The following is a 15,194-nucleotide window of genomic DNA, read 5'->3' on the forward strand; positions in this document are numbered from 1 at the left end:
CCGTGCAGACGAACTTCGTCGAACTGCTGCCGCTGGCAGTGCTCATCCCGTTCTTCGGGGCGGGCCTGGCCTTCGCATTCTTCCGTCAGAAGACCACCCAGCGCGCCATCACCCTCGGGGCCCTGGTGCTCACCGTGGTCCTGGAGATCACCCTGTTGGCCGAGACCTGGGACGGCGGGGCGCATGCGGTCCACCTGGCCGGCTGGCCGGCGCCGTTCGGCATCTCCATGGTGATCGACCGGTTCTCCGCTCTGATGCTGGTGGTCTCCTCGATCATCACCCTGGCGGTGCTGCTCTACGCGGTCGGCCAGGGCGCCGCCGAGGAGGGTGACGACGCCGGGCCGGTCTCGATCTTCTACCCCACCTACCTGATCCTGGTGGCCGGAGTCTCCAATGCGTTCCTCGCCGGGGACCTGTTCAACCTGTACGTGGGCTTCGAGATATTCCTGACGGCGTCGTATGTGCTGCTGACCTTGGGCGGCGGGGAGTCCCGGATCCGTGCGGGGGTCACCTATGTGGTGGTGTCGATCATCTCCTCGATGCTGTTCCTGATCACCATCGGCGTGGTCTATGCGGCCACCGGGACGGTGAATCTGGCGGACCTGGCGCTGAAGCTGGGAGAGCTGGACGGTGACATGCAGCTGCTGCTGCATGTGATGCTGCTGGTGGCCTTCGGGATCAAGGCGGCGGTGTTCCCGCTGGCGTTCTGGCTGCCGGACTCGTATCCGACCGCCCCGGCCCCGGTGACGGCGGTCTTCGCGGGTCTTCTCACCAAGGTCGGCATCTACGCGATGATCCGCACGGAGACTCTGCTGTTCCCGGGGGAACGGATCAACACCGTGCTGATGATCGTGGCGCTGCTGACCATGATCGTGGGCATCCTGGGCGCGCTCGCCCAGGGGGACATCAAACGTATGCTCTCCTTCACCCTGATCAGCCACATCGGGTATCTGGTGTTCGGGCTCTCGCTGGTCTCGATCGTGGGGATGTCCGCCACCATCTACTACGTGGCGCACCACATCACCATCCAGACCACGTTGTTCCTGGTCACCGGGCTGATCGAGCGTCGGGGAGGCACTTCCACCGTGGACCGGCTGGGTGGGCTGGCGAAGATCTCCCCGGTGCTGGCGGTGCTGTTCTTCATTCCGGCGATGAACCTGGCGGGGATCCCTCCGTTCTCCGGGTTCATCGGCAAACTGGGGATGATCCAGGGCGGGATTGCGGAGAACACTTGGATCACCTGGCTGCTGGTGGTCGGTTCCGTGGTGACCTCCCTGCTGACGCTGATGGCGGTGGCGCGCATCTGGGCGCGCGCCTTCTGGCGCCGCGCGGAGGACGCCGAGGACCCGGACCGGCTGCTGATGTCGAAGACGCTGGCCCATGCCCGGGCGGCGAACAAGCGGCTGCTGCCGATGTCGGTGGTCGCTCCGACGGCGATGCTGGTGGGTCTGTCTCTGGCGTTCACGGTGTTCGCCGGTCCGCTGATGTCCTTCTCCCGGGCCGCCGCCCAGGACATGTACGAGCGCACTCCGTATGTGGAGGCGGTGCTGGGGGAGGAACGCGTGGACGGCGTCCGGGAGGAGCTGGCGGAGTTCGCCTCTCGGATCCCGGACCTCGACACCGGCGACGGCGGGGCCGATGAGTTCGCGCCGGTGCGCACCTCCCTGGAGCCCGACGACGAAGGCGTTCAGGAGGCCGACGACGGCCGGGCCGTCGGCGACACCACCGGCGACACCACCGGCGACACCACCGGCGACACTACGCCGGATGAGGAGCGTGAGGACCGATGAGACGACCCCGGACTCCGCTGGTGCTCGAGCTGCCGCTGATCGGGTTCCTCAGCTTCCTGTGGATGGGCCTGTGGCAGGACTTCAGCCTGGGCTCGCTGATCATCGGCGCCGTCCTGGGCACCATCATCGTGCGCGTCTTCTACCTGCCCCCGCTGCGGGGGTCGGGCCGGATCAATCTGTGGTGGGTGCTGGTCTTCTGCCTGCGGTTCCTGGTGAAGATGACGGCGGCGTCCTTCCAGGTGGCCTGGATCGCCGTCGTCCGGGGGCCGAAGGTGCGCAACTCGATCATCTCGGTGCAGCTGCGCAGCCATGAGGACTTCATCGTGACCGTCACCGGGCACGCCCTGGCACTGGTGCCCGGCTCCCTGGTGATCGATGTGGACCGCACCACGGCGACCCTGTACCTGCACTGCCTCAACGTCACCGACGATCATGATGCCGAGCGGATCCGGCAGGACGCGCTGCGCACGGAGGCGCTGGTGATCCGCAGCTGCGGCAACCGATCGGACCTGGCCGTGGTGAAGGCGGAGCGGCGGCTCGGGCGGGTCAGCGGATTCTCCAAGACGGAGCGTGACCGGCCGATCCCGGCGCACAGCGCCGCCCCGCCGACGACCGGTATGCCGTCCACACCGGGTGAGGAGGCCCGCTGATGCTCGAGCACGCCTACTGGATCACCCAGACTCTGCTGGCGGCGGCGGTGTTCTGCGCCGTCTACCGGGTGTTCCGCGGGCCGTCGGTGCTGGACCGGGTGATCAGTGTGGACGTCATCCTGATCATCGTCTCGTCGATGCTGATCACGGACATGGTGGCCCGGAACCATCAGGACTTCATCCTGTTCGTGATCGCCACCGCGGTCATCGGTTTCCTCGGGGCGGTGGCGATCGCCCGCTACGTGGCGGTGCGACGGCCGGAGGGTGCCGCCGGCGTCACCGAGCTGACTGGTCTGCTGCCCCGCGTCCCCGAGGACCCCGGCAGCGAGTCCGGCGGGTCGGCGGGTGTCGCGACGACCGCGCGACCGGCCCCGTCGGCGGCGAGCCCGTCACGGATCAGTGGCTCGGAGGGTCCGGACCCGCACGGCGGATCCTTCGCCCCCGGCGGCCCCGGGGAGGATGAGGACCCGTCGACCTCGTGGTTCCGGGAGCTGAAGCGGTCGGGCTTCACCCCGCGCGCCCGCTCCCGCAGGGACGAGGAAGGGCCGTCCGATCAGCGGAGCCGACCCGAGGACGGGGGAGAACGATGATGGGAGTTCTGGATCCCGAGCTGCTGGACCAGGTCCTCGACGGCGTCGCCTCGGTGTTCCTGGTGGTCGGCGGGCTGATGTCCTTGGCGGCAGGGATCGGCATGGTCCGGTTCCCGGATCTCCATTCGCGCATGCACGCGGCCACGAAGCCCCAGGTGCTGGGCCTGCTGAGCCTGCTGATGGCCGCGGCGATCACCTGGCGCAGCTGGACCGGGGTGGTCCTGGTGCTGCTGGCGTGGGGGCTGCAGCTCCTCACCGCACCGGCCAGCGCCCATGTGGTGGGTCGGGCCGGGTATCGGACCAAACACTTCAAGGCGGGGCAGCTTGCTCAGGACGAGCTGGCCCGGGCGGTGGACCGGATCTCCCGGGGCCATGGGGCCCGGCGCGAGGTCCGCGACGAGTCGGACTGACCCGCCCAGCGGGTGCGGCGTGGTCGCCACGTGCCTCACCGCTGCAGGACACGTCGACCTGACACATCGAGGAGTCATCTTCCGGCAGATCCGAGGGGCGATGAAGCGCGTCAGCAGCGCAGGACATGCCGGAATGTGACTCCTCGATGGGGGAGCCCGAGGAGGGCGTGCGGTCGGCTCAGACCTCGGCCTTGTCCGCGTAGGCCGCCTTGATCTTCTTCATGGATGCCTTGGCGCCGCGCTGGGAGAGCACCTGCACCCCGGCGGAGATGGCTGCCGAGGAGACCGCGAAGACCAGGGCCTTCTGCAGCGAGATGTCCTCGTCATCGGAACCACGGGGGGAGTCCTCGCCGGTGGCCTGCCTCCAGGCGAACTCGAAGGCCTTCGTGGCGACGAAACCTCCGGCCAGGGAGATCCCGGTGGTCAGCAGCTTGTCCATGATCTTGTCCATCAGCACTCCTGGTGGTGGGATGCGGGCTCGGCAGCACGTCGGCGCAGGTCCGGTGGGCCCTGCTGCGGCAAGGGCGCCCGAGGACGCCCTGCACCGTCACCAGCCTAACCGGCAGGCGGCCCGGATGCGCTACTGTGGTGGACGTCATTCGAGACACGACAGGGGAGCGCTTCCCGGGCCTGCGGACGCGGGCACGGCACGGCGCTGAGAGTGGGCACACGGCCCAGACCCTCGAACCTGATCAGGACAACACCGGCACGACGCCGGGACAACGCCTGCGCAGGAAGTCGAGCTGTCCTCGGATGCCGGATCTGCTCCTCGCGTGCCGCATCGCGACGACGGCGCCCGTTGCCCGGCGGGCCGTCCGTCGCACCCGCCGACGGCGGAGACCGCGGCATCGGGCCGCATGGGCCCGCGGTGGGCAGGACCGGCTCCCTCCCTGCGTGCTCGTGGTCCACGCTCGTCACACGAGGGAGCATCATGAGCAGCACTGAACAGACCGCCTCGCGCGGAACGCACGGCCCGGCGGCCGGCCAGTCCGCATCCGGGGCCCCCAGGACCTTCCGCTGGACGGTCTCGGAGATCGTCGTCGCCTCCACCCTGGCAGTGGCCTCCGGCGTCATCTTCTGGGGATGGAACCTGAGCTATCACGTCGTCGGGGGACTCTTCGCCGCCTACCCGCCGGCCGCCACCCTGGTGCACGGCATGTGGCTCTTCCCCGCGGTGCTGGGGATGCTGATCATCCGCAAGCCCGGCGCCGCCATCTACTGCGAGATGGTCGCCGCGGTCGTCTCGGCCCTGCTGGGCTCCCAGTGGGGTCTGACCGTGCTGTCCTCCGGCTTCGTGCAGGGCCTGGGTGCGGAGCTGATCTTCCTGGCGTTCCTCTACCGGCGCTACACCCTGGAGGTCGCGATGCTCGCCGGGGCCCTGTCCGGGTTCTTCGGCGGAGCGACCTACCACTGGATCATCCCCATGTACGCCTACGCGCCGCTGGAGACCTTCATCCACATCGGATGCTTCACGCTCTCCGGGGCGATCATCGCCGGCCTGCTGTCCTGGCTGGCCACCCGCGGGCTCGCGGCCACCTCGGTGCTGGGGCCGCTGGCCTCGCGCCGGGCGCATCAGGAGCCGGTGCTGCGCCGTCGTCGTGAGGGCTGAGGCGATGAGGCCGGACCCCGCTCCCGCCCCCGACGCCCCTGTCCAGAGCCCTGCCGCGGGCGCCGGCGTCGACGTCCGCGGCTGGAGCTACCAGCATGCGGATCGCCCCGCCCCGGCGGTGGACGGGCTGGATCTGCGCCTGGAGCCCGGGGAGAAGGCCCTGCTGGTGGGCGCCTCGGGGGCCGGGAAGTCCACCGTGCTGCACGGCCTGGCCGGAGTGCTGCACGACGACGAGGCCGTCACCTCCGGCGAGCTGCTGGTCGACGGGCTCACCCCGCACCAGGCCCGCGGCGCGGTGGGGCTGATGCAGCAGGACCCGGAGGCCCAGGTGGTGCTCTCCCGCATGGGGGACGACGTCGCCTTCGCCCCGGAGAACCTGGCGGTGGCGCGGGCCGAGATCTGGGACCGTGTGCACCAGGTGCTGCAGGAGACGGGCCTGGCCGGAACCTCCGAGGAGACCCGCGACCTGCTCGACCACCCCACCGCTCGGCTCTCCGGCGGGCAGAAGCAGCGTCTCGCACTGGCCGGCATCCTGGCGATGCGACCGGGCCTGCTGCTGCTCGACGAGCCCACCGCCAACCTCGACCCGGAAGGCACCGGCCGGGTGCGCGACGCCGTCGTCGAGGCCTGCCGCCGGCACGGCTCCACCCTGCTGGTGGTCGAGCATCGGCTGGCCACCTGGGTGGATCACGTGGACACGCTGATCGTCCTCGACGCCGCCGGCGGGGTGCGGCACCGGCTTCCGGCCGCCCGGATCCACGACGACGCCGACCTGCGTGCCGACCTCGTGCAGCTGGGCCTGTGGGTGCCCGGCCGCGACCCGGTGCCGGAGGCCAGCTGGGGGACCGCGCTCCATTCCGCCGGGGCCGCGTCGCCTGCGCCGCTGCTCACCGGCGAGGAGCTCGCCGTCTCCCGGGAGAGGCCGCCCCGGCGGAGGTCGAACCGTCCGGCTCCGGTCCCGGTGCTCCACGCGGTGGACGTCGCGCTCCAGGCCGGACGTGCGCTGGGCATCACCGGCCGCAACGGCGCGGGCAAGTCCACGCTGCTGCTGAGCCTGGCGGGGCTGATCCCGGTCCATGGTGGCCGGCTCGTCGCCGCGGACCGGCTCAAAGGGGCCGAAGGCGGCGATCTCCCGGACGATCCGCATCGGTGGCGCTCTGCTGACCTCGTGGCCCGCATCGGGCTGGTCTTCCAGGAGCCTGAGCATCAGTTCGTCCGGCCCACGGTGCGTGAGGAGCTCGCCCTCGGTGCCCGCCAAGCCCGACGGCCCGGCGGCGACCAGCCGCTGTTCAGCGAGCATGAGGTCGAACAGCGGGTGGACCGGCTGCTCGAGCGGCTGGGGCTGACCACGCTGGCCGAGGCGAACCCGTTCACCCTCTCCGGTGGGGAGAAGCGCAGGCTGTCAGTGGGCACGGTGCTCGCTGCAGGTCCGGAGGTGCTCATGCTGGACGAGCCGACCTTCGGCCAGGACGCCCATACCTTTGCGGCGCTGGTCGGGCTGCTGCGTGAGCATCTGCGTGACGGCGGCACCGTGGTGGCGGTGACCCATGACGAGGCGTTCCTGCGGGCGCTGGACGCTGAGGAGCTGCGCCTCGGGGAGCCGGGCGGCGGCGTCGTCCCCTCCTCCGAAACGGCTCGCAGCGAGGGAGCGGCCGCCCCGATGCTCACCGGGGTGCGCTCCACATCGTGGCTGGGCGGTTCCAATGCGCTGGCGAAGCTGTTCGCCGTGCTGCTGGTGACAGCTGCCCTGGTCTCCACCATGGACTGGGTCAGCTCGGCGGTGGTGATCGCCGCCAGCTTCCTGACCCTGCCGCTGGCCGGGCTGCGACTGGGGCAGTTCCTGAGACGCATCTGGCCGTTCGCGGTGGGAGCGGTGGTGGCCGTCTGGGGGACCGCCATCGCGGCCGAGGAGTCCGGGGCGGTGCTGCTGGACTTCGGCGTCACCACCGTCAGCGAAGGATCCGTGGAGCTGGGGATCGCCATGGGGGCCCGAGCGCTCGCGGTGGTGCTGCCTTCGGTGATCGTCTTCTCCACCACGGACCCGACGGACCTGGCCGATGCGCTGGCCCAGCAGCTGCGGCTCCCGGCGCGCTTCGTGCTGGGTGCGCTGGCAGCGATGCGGCTGCTCGGCCTGTTGGCCCAGCACTGGGTGACCATCGGGCTCGCACGTCGGGCCCGGGGGATCGGCACGCAGGGCGGATTCGCCGGGAAGGTGCGCGCCACGTGCTCGCAGGCGTTCGGGCTGCTGGTGCAGGCCATCCGGGTCGCCGTCCGGCTGGCGGTGACCATGGAGTCCCGCGGGTTCGGTGCGGGACCTCGTACGTGGGCACGGCCGGCGCGCTTCGGCGTCGTGGACGTCCCAGTGGTCCTCGGCGGTGCCCTGCTGGCGGGGGTCGCGCTGACGGCGGCGATTCTGAGCGGGGAATGGAACCCCGTGTGGTGACGGCGGGATCCGCTCCGACGTCGCCGTGCACGCTGTCACATTGTGAAACATTTCACAGCGGCTGAGGGCGTGGGCGGCGAGTGGGGGCCGCGTGGGGGCGTTCTGGCGGCTCAGGGCCACCAACTCCTCGACGGCGATGTGGCCGGGCTCACCTCATCGTCGGGGAGCGGTTCGGCGCGAGGTCCTCGGCAGGAGGCATCCCCCGGATTCGCGCGGAATTGCGAAAGATGTGTTGCAGATCCTCCGCTCGCTGTCAGGAGGCAGGATAGATGGGCCCCTGCGTCAGGGGTTGGCGAGGTGACTCGACGGCGGAGTCCCGTGTGACCTGAAGATGACCAGATGCTCATGCGCATCAGTTTCATCCACCCTCTTCAGCGGGCTCGATTCTCGACGTAGAGTGTTGCCACCTGCAACAGACACCAGCTGCGCCGCTCGAGCTGCTCGCACCATGATTGAGGAAGGCGCCACCGGACTGATCGGCCAGTCACCTGACGGGCCGACCGCGGCTTCAGCCCCGGAAGGGGCCTCTCCGCCGAGGCCAGAGACGCCTTCGGCCGAGGCCGCATCGTGCCGGACGGCCTCCAGATGGAGCGGACTGCGCGGACGGCGTCACGCCCCGCCGGGGCCGTGCCGAGCCACGTGAGGAAACCGTCCGTGAGAATCCCGATCAGCGTCGTCCAGCGGACCACGGCGCGTCCGACTCCCGAGGTGCGGTCGCGTCAGCGGAGCCGTCCGCGAGGCGTCGAGGAGGCGGGATGCTGAAGTTCCTGGCTCTGCGGGCCGTCCGCTACGCCGTGATGACCTTCGCGGTGACCTCGCTGGCCTATCTCATGGCCGTCAGCTTCTTCAATCCCGAGGCCCAGCTCGCGGACATCATGGGCGGCGGGGTGGATCCTGAGGTCAGCCGGGCGAACGTCCAGGACTCGCTGCGGCGGCTGGATCTTGATCCGGACCAGAACGCGCTCCAGCGGTACTGGGTGTGGCTGACCGGAATCCTCACCCAGTGGGACTGGGGCCGGACTCCCAACGGCGGCTACGTCAACGACGAGTTCGCCATCCGGGTGTGGATCTCCACCCAGCTGACGTTGGTCGCCACGGTGCTGACCATGGTCATCGGAATCCTGCTCGGCGTCTACGCGGCGGCCCGGCAGTACCGGTTCGGGGACCGGGCCAGCACCTGGTACTCCTACTTCACGATGATCGTGCCGGTGCCGGTGGCCTACCTGCTGGTCCAGCGGGGGGCGATCTGGGTCAACGAGGCCGCCGGCCAGCAGATCTTCTACGTCACCGGGTTCCGCAGCATCGGCGTCGAGGGGGCCTGGAACCAGTTCGTGGACATGGCGGCCCACTACACGGTGCCCACCGTGGCGATGACGCTCTTCGGCTGGGCCTCCATGCAGATCTCCCAGCGCCAGTACCTGCTGGACTTCGTCAACGCGGACTTCGTGCGCACGGCTCGCGCCACGGGGCTGACCCGCAGCCAGGCGATCCGGAAGCATGCGCTGCGCGTGTCCTTCGTGCCGACGGCCCAGTCCATCGCCTTCACCATTCCCGCGCTGTTCACCGGAACCGTGATGGCCGAGATGGTCTTCAACTGGGACGGGCTGGGCTCCTGGGGACTGCGGGCCCTGCACGCCCATGACGTCAACGCGTCGGTGGCGATCGTCTTCTACGGGTGCATCATCTTCGCCATCGGCGCGATGCTGGCCGACTTCTTCACCTCCCTGGTCGACCCGAGAGTGAGGCTGTGACCCATGTCCATCACCCCGATCAGCGCCGTGGAGAACTCGCGTGCCGCCGCGGACGAGCTGCCGGAGCCGCCGGTGGAGTTCAAACCGATGGGCAAGAAGCGGCTCATCGCCCGGCGGTTCGTGCGCAACCGGCTGGCCCTCGTCGGCGTGGCCCTGCTGGCTCTGCTGGGTGCGTTTGCGCTCTTCGGGCATCTGCTCACCCCGTGGCACTACACGGAGCAGGACTTCCTGAACCTGGGGACGGGGCCGAGCGCCGAGCACTGGCTGGGGACGAACTCGGCCGGCATCGACATGGTGGCGCTGCTGGCGCAGGGCACCCGCACCTCCCTGATGATCGGGCTGGTCGTCGGCATCCTGACGCCACTGATGTCCCTGCTGGCCGGCTGTGCGATGGCGTACTTCGGCAAGTGGGTGGACCGCACCCTGATGTGGTTCATCGAGGCGCTGATCATGTTTCCGCAGATCATCCTGATCGGCATCATCATGACCGGGCGCGACGGCGGGCCCGTGACGTTGGCGTTCATCATGGTCTTCTTCGGCTGGATGGCCTCAGCGCGTCTCATCCGGGGGATGTCCCTGTCCTTCGTGGACCGTGAGTTCGTGAAGGCGGCACGTTTCATGGGGGTGCACCCGTTGCGCATCGTGTGGCGGCACCTGACCCCGAACCTGGCCTCCCTGGCGATCATCAACGCGACCACCAGCATCTGGGGTGCGATCCTCGCGGAGATCTCCCTGTCCTTCCTGGGCATCGGGGTCAGCGTGCCGGAGACCTCGCTGGGGCTGCTCATCTACCAGGCCCGCAGCTATGTCTTCGGCCAGCAGCCATGGATGTTCTGGGCGCCGGTCATCGCCTTCGGGCTGATCGTCGTGGCGCTGATGCTGATCAACGACGGACTGCGGGACGCCCTCGATCCGGAGTCGCGAGCAGGAGGTCGAGCCCGAGTATGAGCACCACGCCAGCAGTGACAGACCGGCGGCAGACCGCCGGGGGCCCGGAGGTGGTCCTCTCCGTGCGGGACCTCAACGTGCGCTTCCCTTCGGAGTCCGGCACCGTGCATGCGGTCCGGGGCGTGGACTTCGACCTGCGTGCCGGGGAGGTCCTGGGCATCGTGGGGGAGTCCGGTTCGGGGAAGTCCGTGACCTCGATGGCCATCATGGGACTGCTGCCCGAGTCCGCCCGTGTGGACGGAGAGGTCGTGCTCGCCGGAGAGTCCGTGCTCGGGCTCAGCGACAAGCAGATGAGCCGGCACCGGGGGAACACCATCTCCATGGTGTTCCAGGACCCGCTGAGCTCGCTGACCCCCGTGCTGTCCATCGGCCAGCAGATCACCGACGCCATCGGCAACCACCATCCGGAGATGACTCGGCAGCAGAAGGAGGACCGCGCCGCCGAGCTGCTGACCAAGGTGGGCATCCCCTCGCCTGAGGAACGGCTGAAGAACTTCCCCCATGAGTTCTCCGGCGGCATGCGTCAACGCGTCATGATCGCCATGGCGATGGCCAACGACCCGAAGGTCATCATCTGCGACGAGCCGACCACCGCCCTGGACGTCACCGTGCAGGCGCAGGTCCTGGAGCTGCTGAAGGTGGCCCAGCGGGAGACCGGGGCGGCGATCGTCATGATCACCCACGATCTCGGCGTGGTCGCCGGCCTCGCCGACCACCTGGTGGTCATGTACGCCGGTCGGCCGGTGGAGCGCGGCACCACCCGGGAGGTCTTCGCCCAACCATCCATGCCATACACGATGGGCCTCATCGCGGCGGTGCCTCGGCTGGACGTCTCCCCGGAGCACGCGCTGGCCACGATCCCAGGCCAGCCGCCGAATCTGACGCAGCCGCCGCTCGGCTGCCCGTTCGCTCCGCGCTGTCCGATGGCGGCCGAACAGTGCCGCCAGGAGGAGCCGGTGCTGCGCCCCGTACCAGGAGCCTCGGCCCGTGACGACTCCTCGTCAGGTGACGGGGCGGCGCTGCCTCAGGTGGCGCTGCACAGTGCGGCCTGCCTGCGGCTGGAGGAGGCGCTGCGCTCGGACCCGCGGGAGGTCTACGGTGTCGAGCGTGTTCAGCCCTCCGCGATCGAGCTGACCCCGCGCGAGAGTCGGGAGACCGTGCTGCAGGTCGAGCATCTGAGCCGCCGGTTCGAGCTCCGCTCCCGGCTGCTGAAGCGCCGCCTGGGCGTGGTGCAGGCGGTCGATGACATCAGCTTCGACGTCCGTGAGGCGGAGTGCTTCTCCATCGTGGGCGAGTCCGGGTCCGGCAAGAGCACCACGTTGCTGGAGATCATGGAGCTGGACCCGCCGGAGGGTTCGACGCTGCACGTCAACGGCACCACGGTGGCCGGCTCGAAGAAGCGGCACCGGGCGCCGAAGGAGCTGCGGGCGGGCATCCAGATGGTGTTCCAGGACCCCACCGGGGCGCTGTCGCCGCGGCAGACGGTCTTCGAGCTGCTGGCGGAGCCCATGCAGGCGCAGGGCTGGGAGGCCGATCGCATCTCCCGGCGGGTCATGGAGCTCATCGGCATCGTCGGGCTGCAGCCGGACCACCTGGACCGGTTCCCCAACGCGTTCTCCGGAGGGCAGCGGCAGCGCATCGGCATCGCGCGCGCCCTGGCGCTGGACCCGAAGGTGATCGTGCTCGACGAGCCCGTCTCCGCCCTGGACGTCTCCATCCAGGCGGGGGTGGTGAACCTGCTGCAGCGGCTGAAGTCGGAGCTGGGGCTCTCCTATGTGATGGTCGCCCATGATCTCTCGGTGGTCCGGCATATCTCGGACCGGGTGGCGGTCATGTACCTGGGCCGGTTCGTGGAGGTCGGTGACGTGGAGCAGATCTATGAGCGCCCGCGGCACCCGTACACCCAGGCGCTGCTCTCGGCCATCCCGGTGCCGGACCCGGAGGTGGAGTCCACCCGGACGCACCTGGTGCTGGAGGGGGACCTCCCCTCGCCGACGAATGTGCCCGACGGGTGCAGCTTCCGGCCCCGCTGTCCGCTGTATCGCCTCCTGCCGGAGGAGAAGCGGAGGTCCTGCCAGGAGGTGGAGCCGGTGCTGGAGCCGCTGGCCGGGGAGGACGACGTCGATCAGCGCGTCGCCTGCCATCATCCTGCGGACCTGCTGAGCACCCGGGAGGCGGCCGTGAACTGAGCGCGTCCGCATCAGAGCATCCGGCCCAGGAGAAGCCCGCCTGGCCGGTCATGGTGCCCGACCCGGCGCAGCGGCGTCGGCGGGCACCCACCAGCGGAGGTGGGCATCCGCATCATCGCACAGGAGGAGAGCACCTATGCAGCACCGGAAGACGAGGATCCCGCGGCGCCGAGCCGCGCTGCCGATGGCCGTCCTGGCGGCCGGAGCGCTGGCCCTGTCGGCCTGCGGCAACGGCGACGGCGGCGGGAGCGGGGGTGGGGGACCCGAGCAGGCGGGTCTGAGCGGGGACCTCGCGGAGGTCTATGACATCAACGCCCAGGACCCGGCGGACCTGCAGGAGGGTGGTCAGCTGACTCTGCCCATCGGCCACCTCGGGCCCAACTTCAACGGCCTGACCAATGCGGGCAACGCCGCCGACACCCGCCAGATCCTCAGCGCGGTGCACACTGCCAGCGCCTGGAGGCTGGACCCCGAGGGCGACTACGTCCTCAACGAGGACTACTTCCTCTCGGCAGAGCAGGAGATCACCGACGACGGCACCCAGCTCCTGCACTATGAGCTGAACCCGGAGGCCGTCTGGAACGACGGCACGCCCATCGACTTCGAGACCTACGAGCACACCGTGGCGATCCGCTCGGGAGCCGAAGAGGGCTATGACCTGGTGTCCACGACGGCCTACGACCAGATCGAGAGCATCGAGCAGGGCGAGGACGAATGGCACTTCACCATCACCATGGCGGAGATGTACCAGCCCTGGCAGAGCATCTTCAATGCGGGGAGCACCGGTGACAGCCCCATCATCCACCCTGACGTGGACACCCCGGAGGAGTTCAACGACGGCTTCGTCAACGATGTGCGGCCCGAGTACCGGGCCGGTCCCTTCACCGTGGATGTCATGGACGTGGCCGCGAATGTGATCTCCCTGGTCCCCAACGAGAACTGGTGGGGCGAGGAGCCGGTGCTGGAGCGGCTGAACTTCGCCGCCTATGAGACCAGCGCGACCATCCCCGCGTTCCAGAACGGGGAGATCGACGCCGTCGGAATCGCCACCCGTCCTCGCTATGAGGAGCTGACGGAGTGGTCGGACGAGGGGTATGACATCCGCCGAGGTCAGCGCATGGCGACCTGTGGCTTCGTGCTGAACGGGGATGCCACCACCCTCGACGACGTCGCCGTGCGTGAGGCGATCTTCCGGGTCCTGGACCGGGAGCAGCTGGCGGCGATCCAGTTCGAGGGCATCAACTGGGAGGAGGACACCCCTGGATCTTGGTTGATGATGCCGTTCGATGACCGGTATGAGGACGGCTACCCCGTGGAGGACGACGACCCGGAGGGTGCGGCCGACGTCCTGGAGGAGGCCGGCTGGGTCTTCGAGGATGAGGGGGACGAGTACCGCAGCCGGGACGGCGAGGAGCTGCGGGTGGTGTTCAACACCTTCGGCGATGACCCGATCAACCAGGCGATGACCCAGGCCGCCCAGTCCATGGCGGCCGGGGTCGGCATCAACCTGGACATCAACAACCAGGGCTCCGGGCAGTTCGGCGAGGTCGTGGGCAACCGTGACTTCGGGCTTGTCAACATGTGCTACGGCAAGGCCGGGGCTGACCCGACCAGCGCCCCGAACCAGTTCTACTCCACTGGGGACGGCAACCTGACCGGCCTGGGAGACGAGGAGCTGGACGAGCGGATCAGCGAGCTCTTCGGCATCGAGGACGACGACGAGCGGTTCGCCGAGGCCCATGCCATCGAGCAGGCGGCGCTGAGCACCTACTTCCACTACCTGGCGTACTCGAACGGGCCCGTGATCACGGCCTTCCGTGAGGGTCTGGCGAACTACGGGCCGAGCCTGTTCGAGACCCGCGACTGGACGCTGGTCGGCTGGGAGTCCGACGCCGGCCACGACGGCACCGACACCGGTGTGGACGCCGAGGAGCTCGAGGACACTGACGAGGAGGACACTGACGCGGAGGACTCCGACGAGGAGTGATCCCGCACGGCCCGGGTGACGGGCCGTCGTCGGCATGAAGACCGGTCGCGGGCGGTCGGGGTGGACAGGTGCGAGTGATCCATCCCGGCCGTCCGCGATCTTGTGTCGGCGGGTCGGTGATCTTCGGCTCGGTGAGAGGCGGGTCAGAGATGTCCGGGTCGGCGGCCGGGGAGCCTGTTCCCCGGGCCCGTCATCTCCTACAGTGCCGCCATGAGTGATGTGGACGCTGAGGCGGAGATGCTCCTGCGGTACCTGCACGGGCTGCGCGAGGCGATGATCTGGAAGCTCGACGGCGTGACGGAGCATGATGCCCGCCGCCCCCTGACCCCCACCGGGACGAACCTGCTGGGCCTGGTCAAACATGTGGCCAGCATGGAGATGGGGTACTTCACGGCCCCACTGGGGCGCCCCAGCCCGGTGCCGATGCCGTGGCTGGAGGACGGCGCCGCGTTCAACGCGGACCTCTTCGCCACGGAGGAGGAGAGCCGGGACTGGGTGCTGGACTTCTACCGGACGGCGTGGCGGACCACCGACGACGCCGTCGCCGACCTGGGCCTGGACGCGCCTGCCCAGGTGCCCTGGTGGGGTGAGAACGGCCGCACGACCCTCGGGCGGCTGGTGGTCCATCTCATCGTGGAGACCGCCCGGCACGCCGGCCATGCAGACATCCTGCGTGAGCTCCTCGACGGGGCGGTGGGCATGCGGCCTGGGAACGACAACATGCCGGAGGCGGAGCTCTCCGACTGGCACACGCATGTGGAGGACCTGCAGCGTCTCGCCGATGAGTTCCTCTGAGGGGGGGGGGGCCGGCTCCGGATCGACGCGTA

General features: G+C 69.4%; 12 protein-coding genes. 11 read left to right on the forward strand and 1 reads right to left on the reverse strand.

Annotated features, from left to right (window positions below):
* The first annotated feature begins 2 nt into the window (after positions 1-2).
* The 4 genes from SD455_RS08760 to mnhG are packed head-to-tail and all read left to right on the forward strand — an operon-like array spanning position 3 to position 3,440.
* A complete protein-coding gene (locus tag SD455_RS08760) occupies positions 3-1,790 on the forward strand; it encodes a Na+/H+ antiporter subunit D (RefSeq protein ID WP_445507853.1) in 1,788 nt (595 codons plus the stop codon).
* Entirely contained in the window at positions 1,787-2,440 is a 654-nt protein-coding gene (locus tag SD455_RS08765; protein ID WP_311025185.1) for a Na+/H+ antiporter subunit E, read from the forward strand. Before SD455_RS08760 ends, SD455_RS08765 begins: the two co-directional genes overlap by 4 nt.
* On the forward strand, positions 2,440-3,030 hold the full coding sequence (locus SD455_RS08770) for a monovalent cation/H+ antiporter complex subunit F (protein WP_311025187.1): 591 nt from the start codon (positions 2,440-2,442) through the stop codon (positions 3,028-3,030). The genes SD455_RS08765 and SD455_RS08770 overlap by 1 nt, the downstream gene beginning before the upstream one ends.
* A complete protein-coding gene (gene mnhG, locus SD455_RS08775) occupies positions 3,027-3,440 on the forward strand; it encodes a monovalent cation/H(+) antiporter subunit G (RefSeq protein WP_311025188.1) in 414 nt (137 codons plus the stop codon). Before SD455_RS08770 ends, mnhG begins: the two co-directional genes overlap by 4 nt.
* 178 nt (positions 3,441-3,618) lie before the next feature.
* Here mnhG and SD455_RS08780 read toward each other — a convergent pair whose 3' ends face one another.
* On the reverse strand, positions 3,619-3,891 hold the full coding sequence (locus SD455_RS08780) for a DUF4235 domain-containing protein (protein WP_083277505.1): 273 nt from the start codon (positions 3,889-3,891) through the stop codon (positions 3,619-3,621).
* Between the two features lie 480 nt (positions 3,892-4,371).
* On the opposite strand from SD455_RS08780, the gene SD455_RS08785 reads away from it, so the two are divergent.
* The 7 genes from SD455_RS08785 (at position 4,372) to SD455_RS08815 (ending at position 15,162) form a co-directional block, all read left to right on the forward strand.
* On the forward strand, positions 4,372-5,049 hold the full coding sequence (locus tag SD455_RS08785; protein ID WP_083277504.1) for an ECF transporter S component: 678 nt from the start codon (positions 4,372-4,374) through the stop codon (positions 5,047-5,049).
* A gap of 4 nt (positions 5,050-5,053) precedes the next feature.
* A complete protein-coding gene (locus SD455_RS08790) occupies positions 5,054-7,492 on the forward strand; it encodes an ATP-binding cassette domain-containing protein (RefSeq protein ID WP_445507854.1) in 2,439 nt (812 codons plus the stop codon).
* 755 nt (positions 7,493-8,247) lie between these two features.
* Positions 8,248-9,243, forward strand: coding sequence for an ABC transporter permease (locus tag SD455_RS08795; protein ID WP_311025190.1), 996 nt, complete (start codon positions 8,248-8,250; stop codon positions 9,241-9,243).
* A gap of 3 nt (positions 9,244-9,246) precedes the next feature.
* Complete coding sequence (locus tag SD455_RS08800; RefSeq protein ID WP_445507855.1) at positions 9,247-10,191, forward strand: ABC transporter permease; 945 nt, start codon at positions 9,247-9,249, stop codon at positions 10,189-10,191.
* Positions 10,188-12,380 (forward strand): dipeptide ABC transporter ATP-binding protein, encoded by a 2,193-nt coding sequence (locus SD455_RS08805; RefSeq protein WP_070160227.1) that lies wholly within the window; start codon positions 10,188-10,190, stop codon positions 12,378-12,380. The genes SD455_RS08800 and SD455_RS08805 overlap by 4 nt, the downstream gene beginning before the upstream one ends.
* Before the next feature lie 136 nt (positions 12,381-12,516).
* Complete coding sequence (locus tag SD455_RS08810; RefSeq protein WP_445507856.1) at positions 12,517-14,367, forward strand: ABC transporter family substrate-binding protein; 1,851 nt, start codon at positions 12,517-12,519, stop codon at positions 14,365-14,367.
* A 210-nt stretch (positions 14,368-14,577) separates the two neighbouring features.
* Positions 14,578-15,162 carry a DinB family protein gene (locus SD455_RS08815; RefSeq protein ID WP_445507857.1) on the forward strand — a complete coding sequence of 195 codons (585 nt, stop codon included), beginning with the start codon at positions 14,578-14,580 and terminating at the stop codon, positions 15,160-15,162.
* Positions 15,163-15,194 lie beyond the last annotated feature (32 nt).

It is taken from the genome of Nesterenkonia sp. K-15-9-6, from assembly GCF_052656005.1.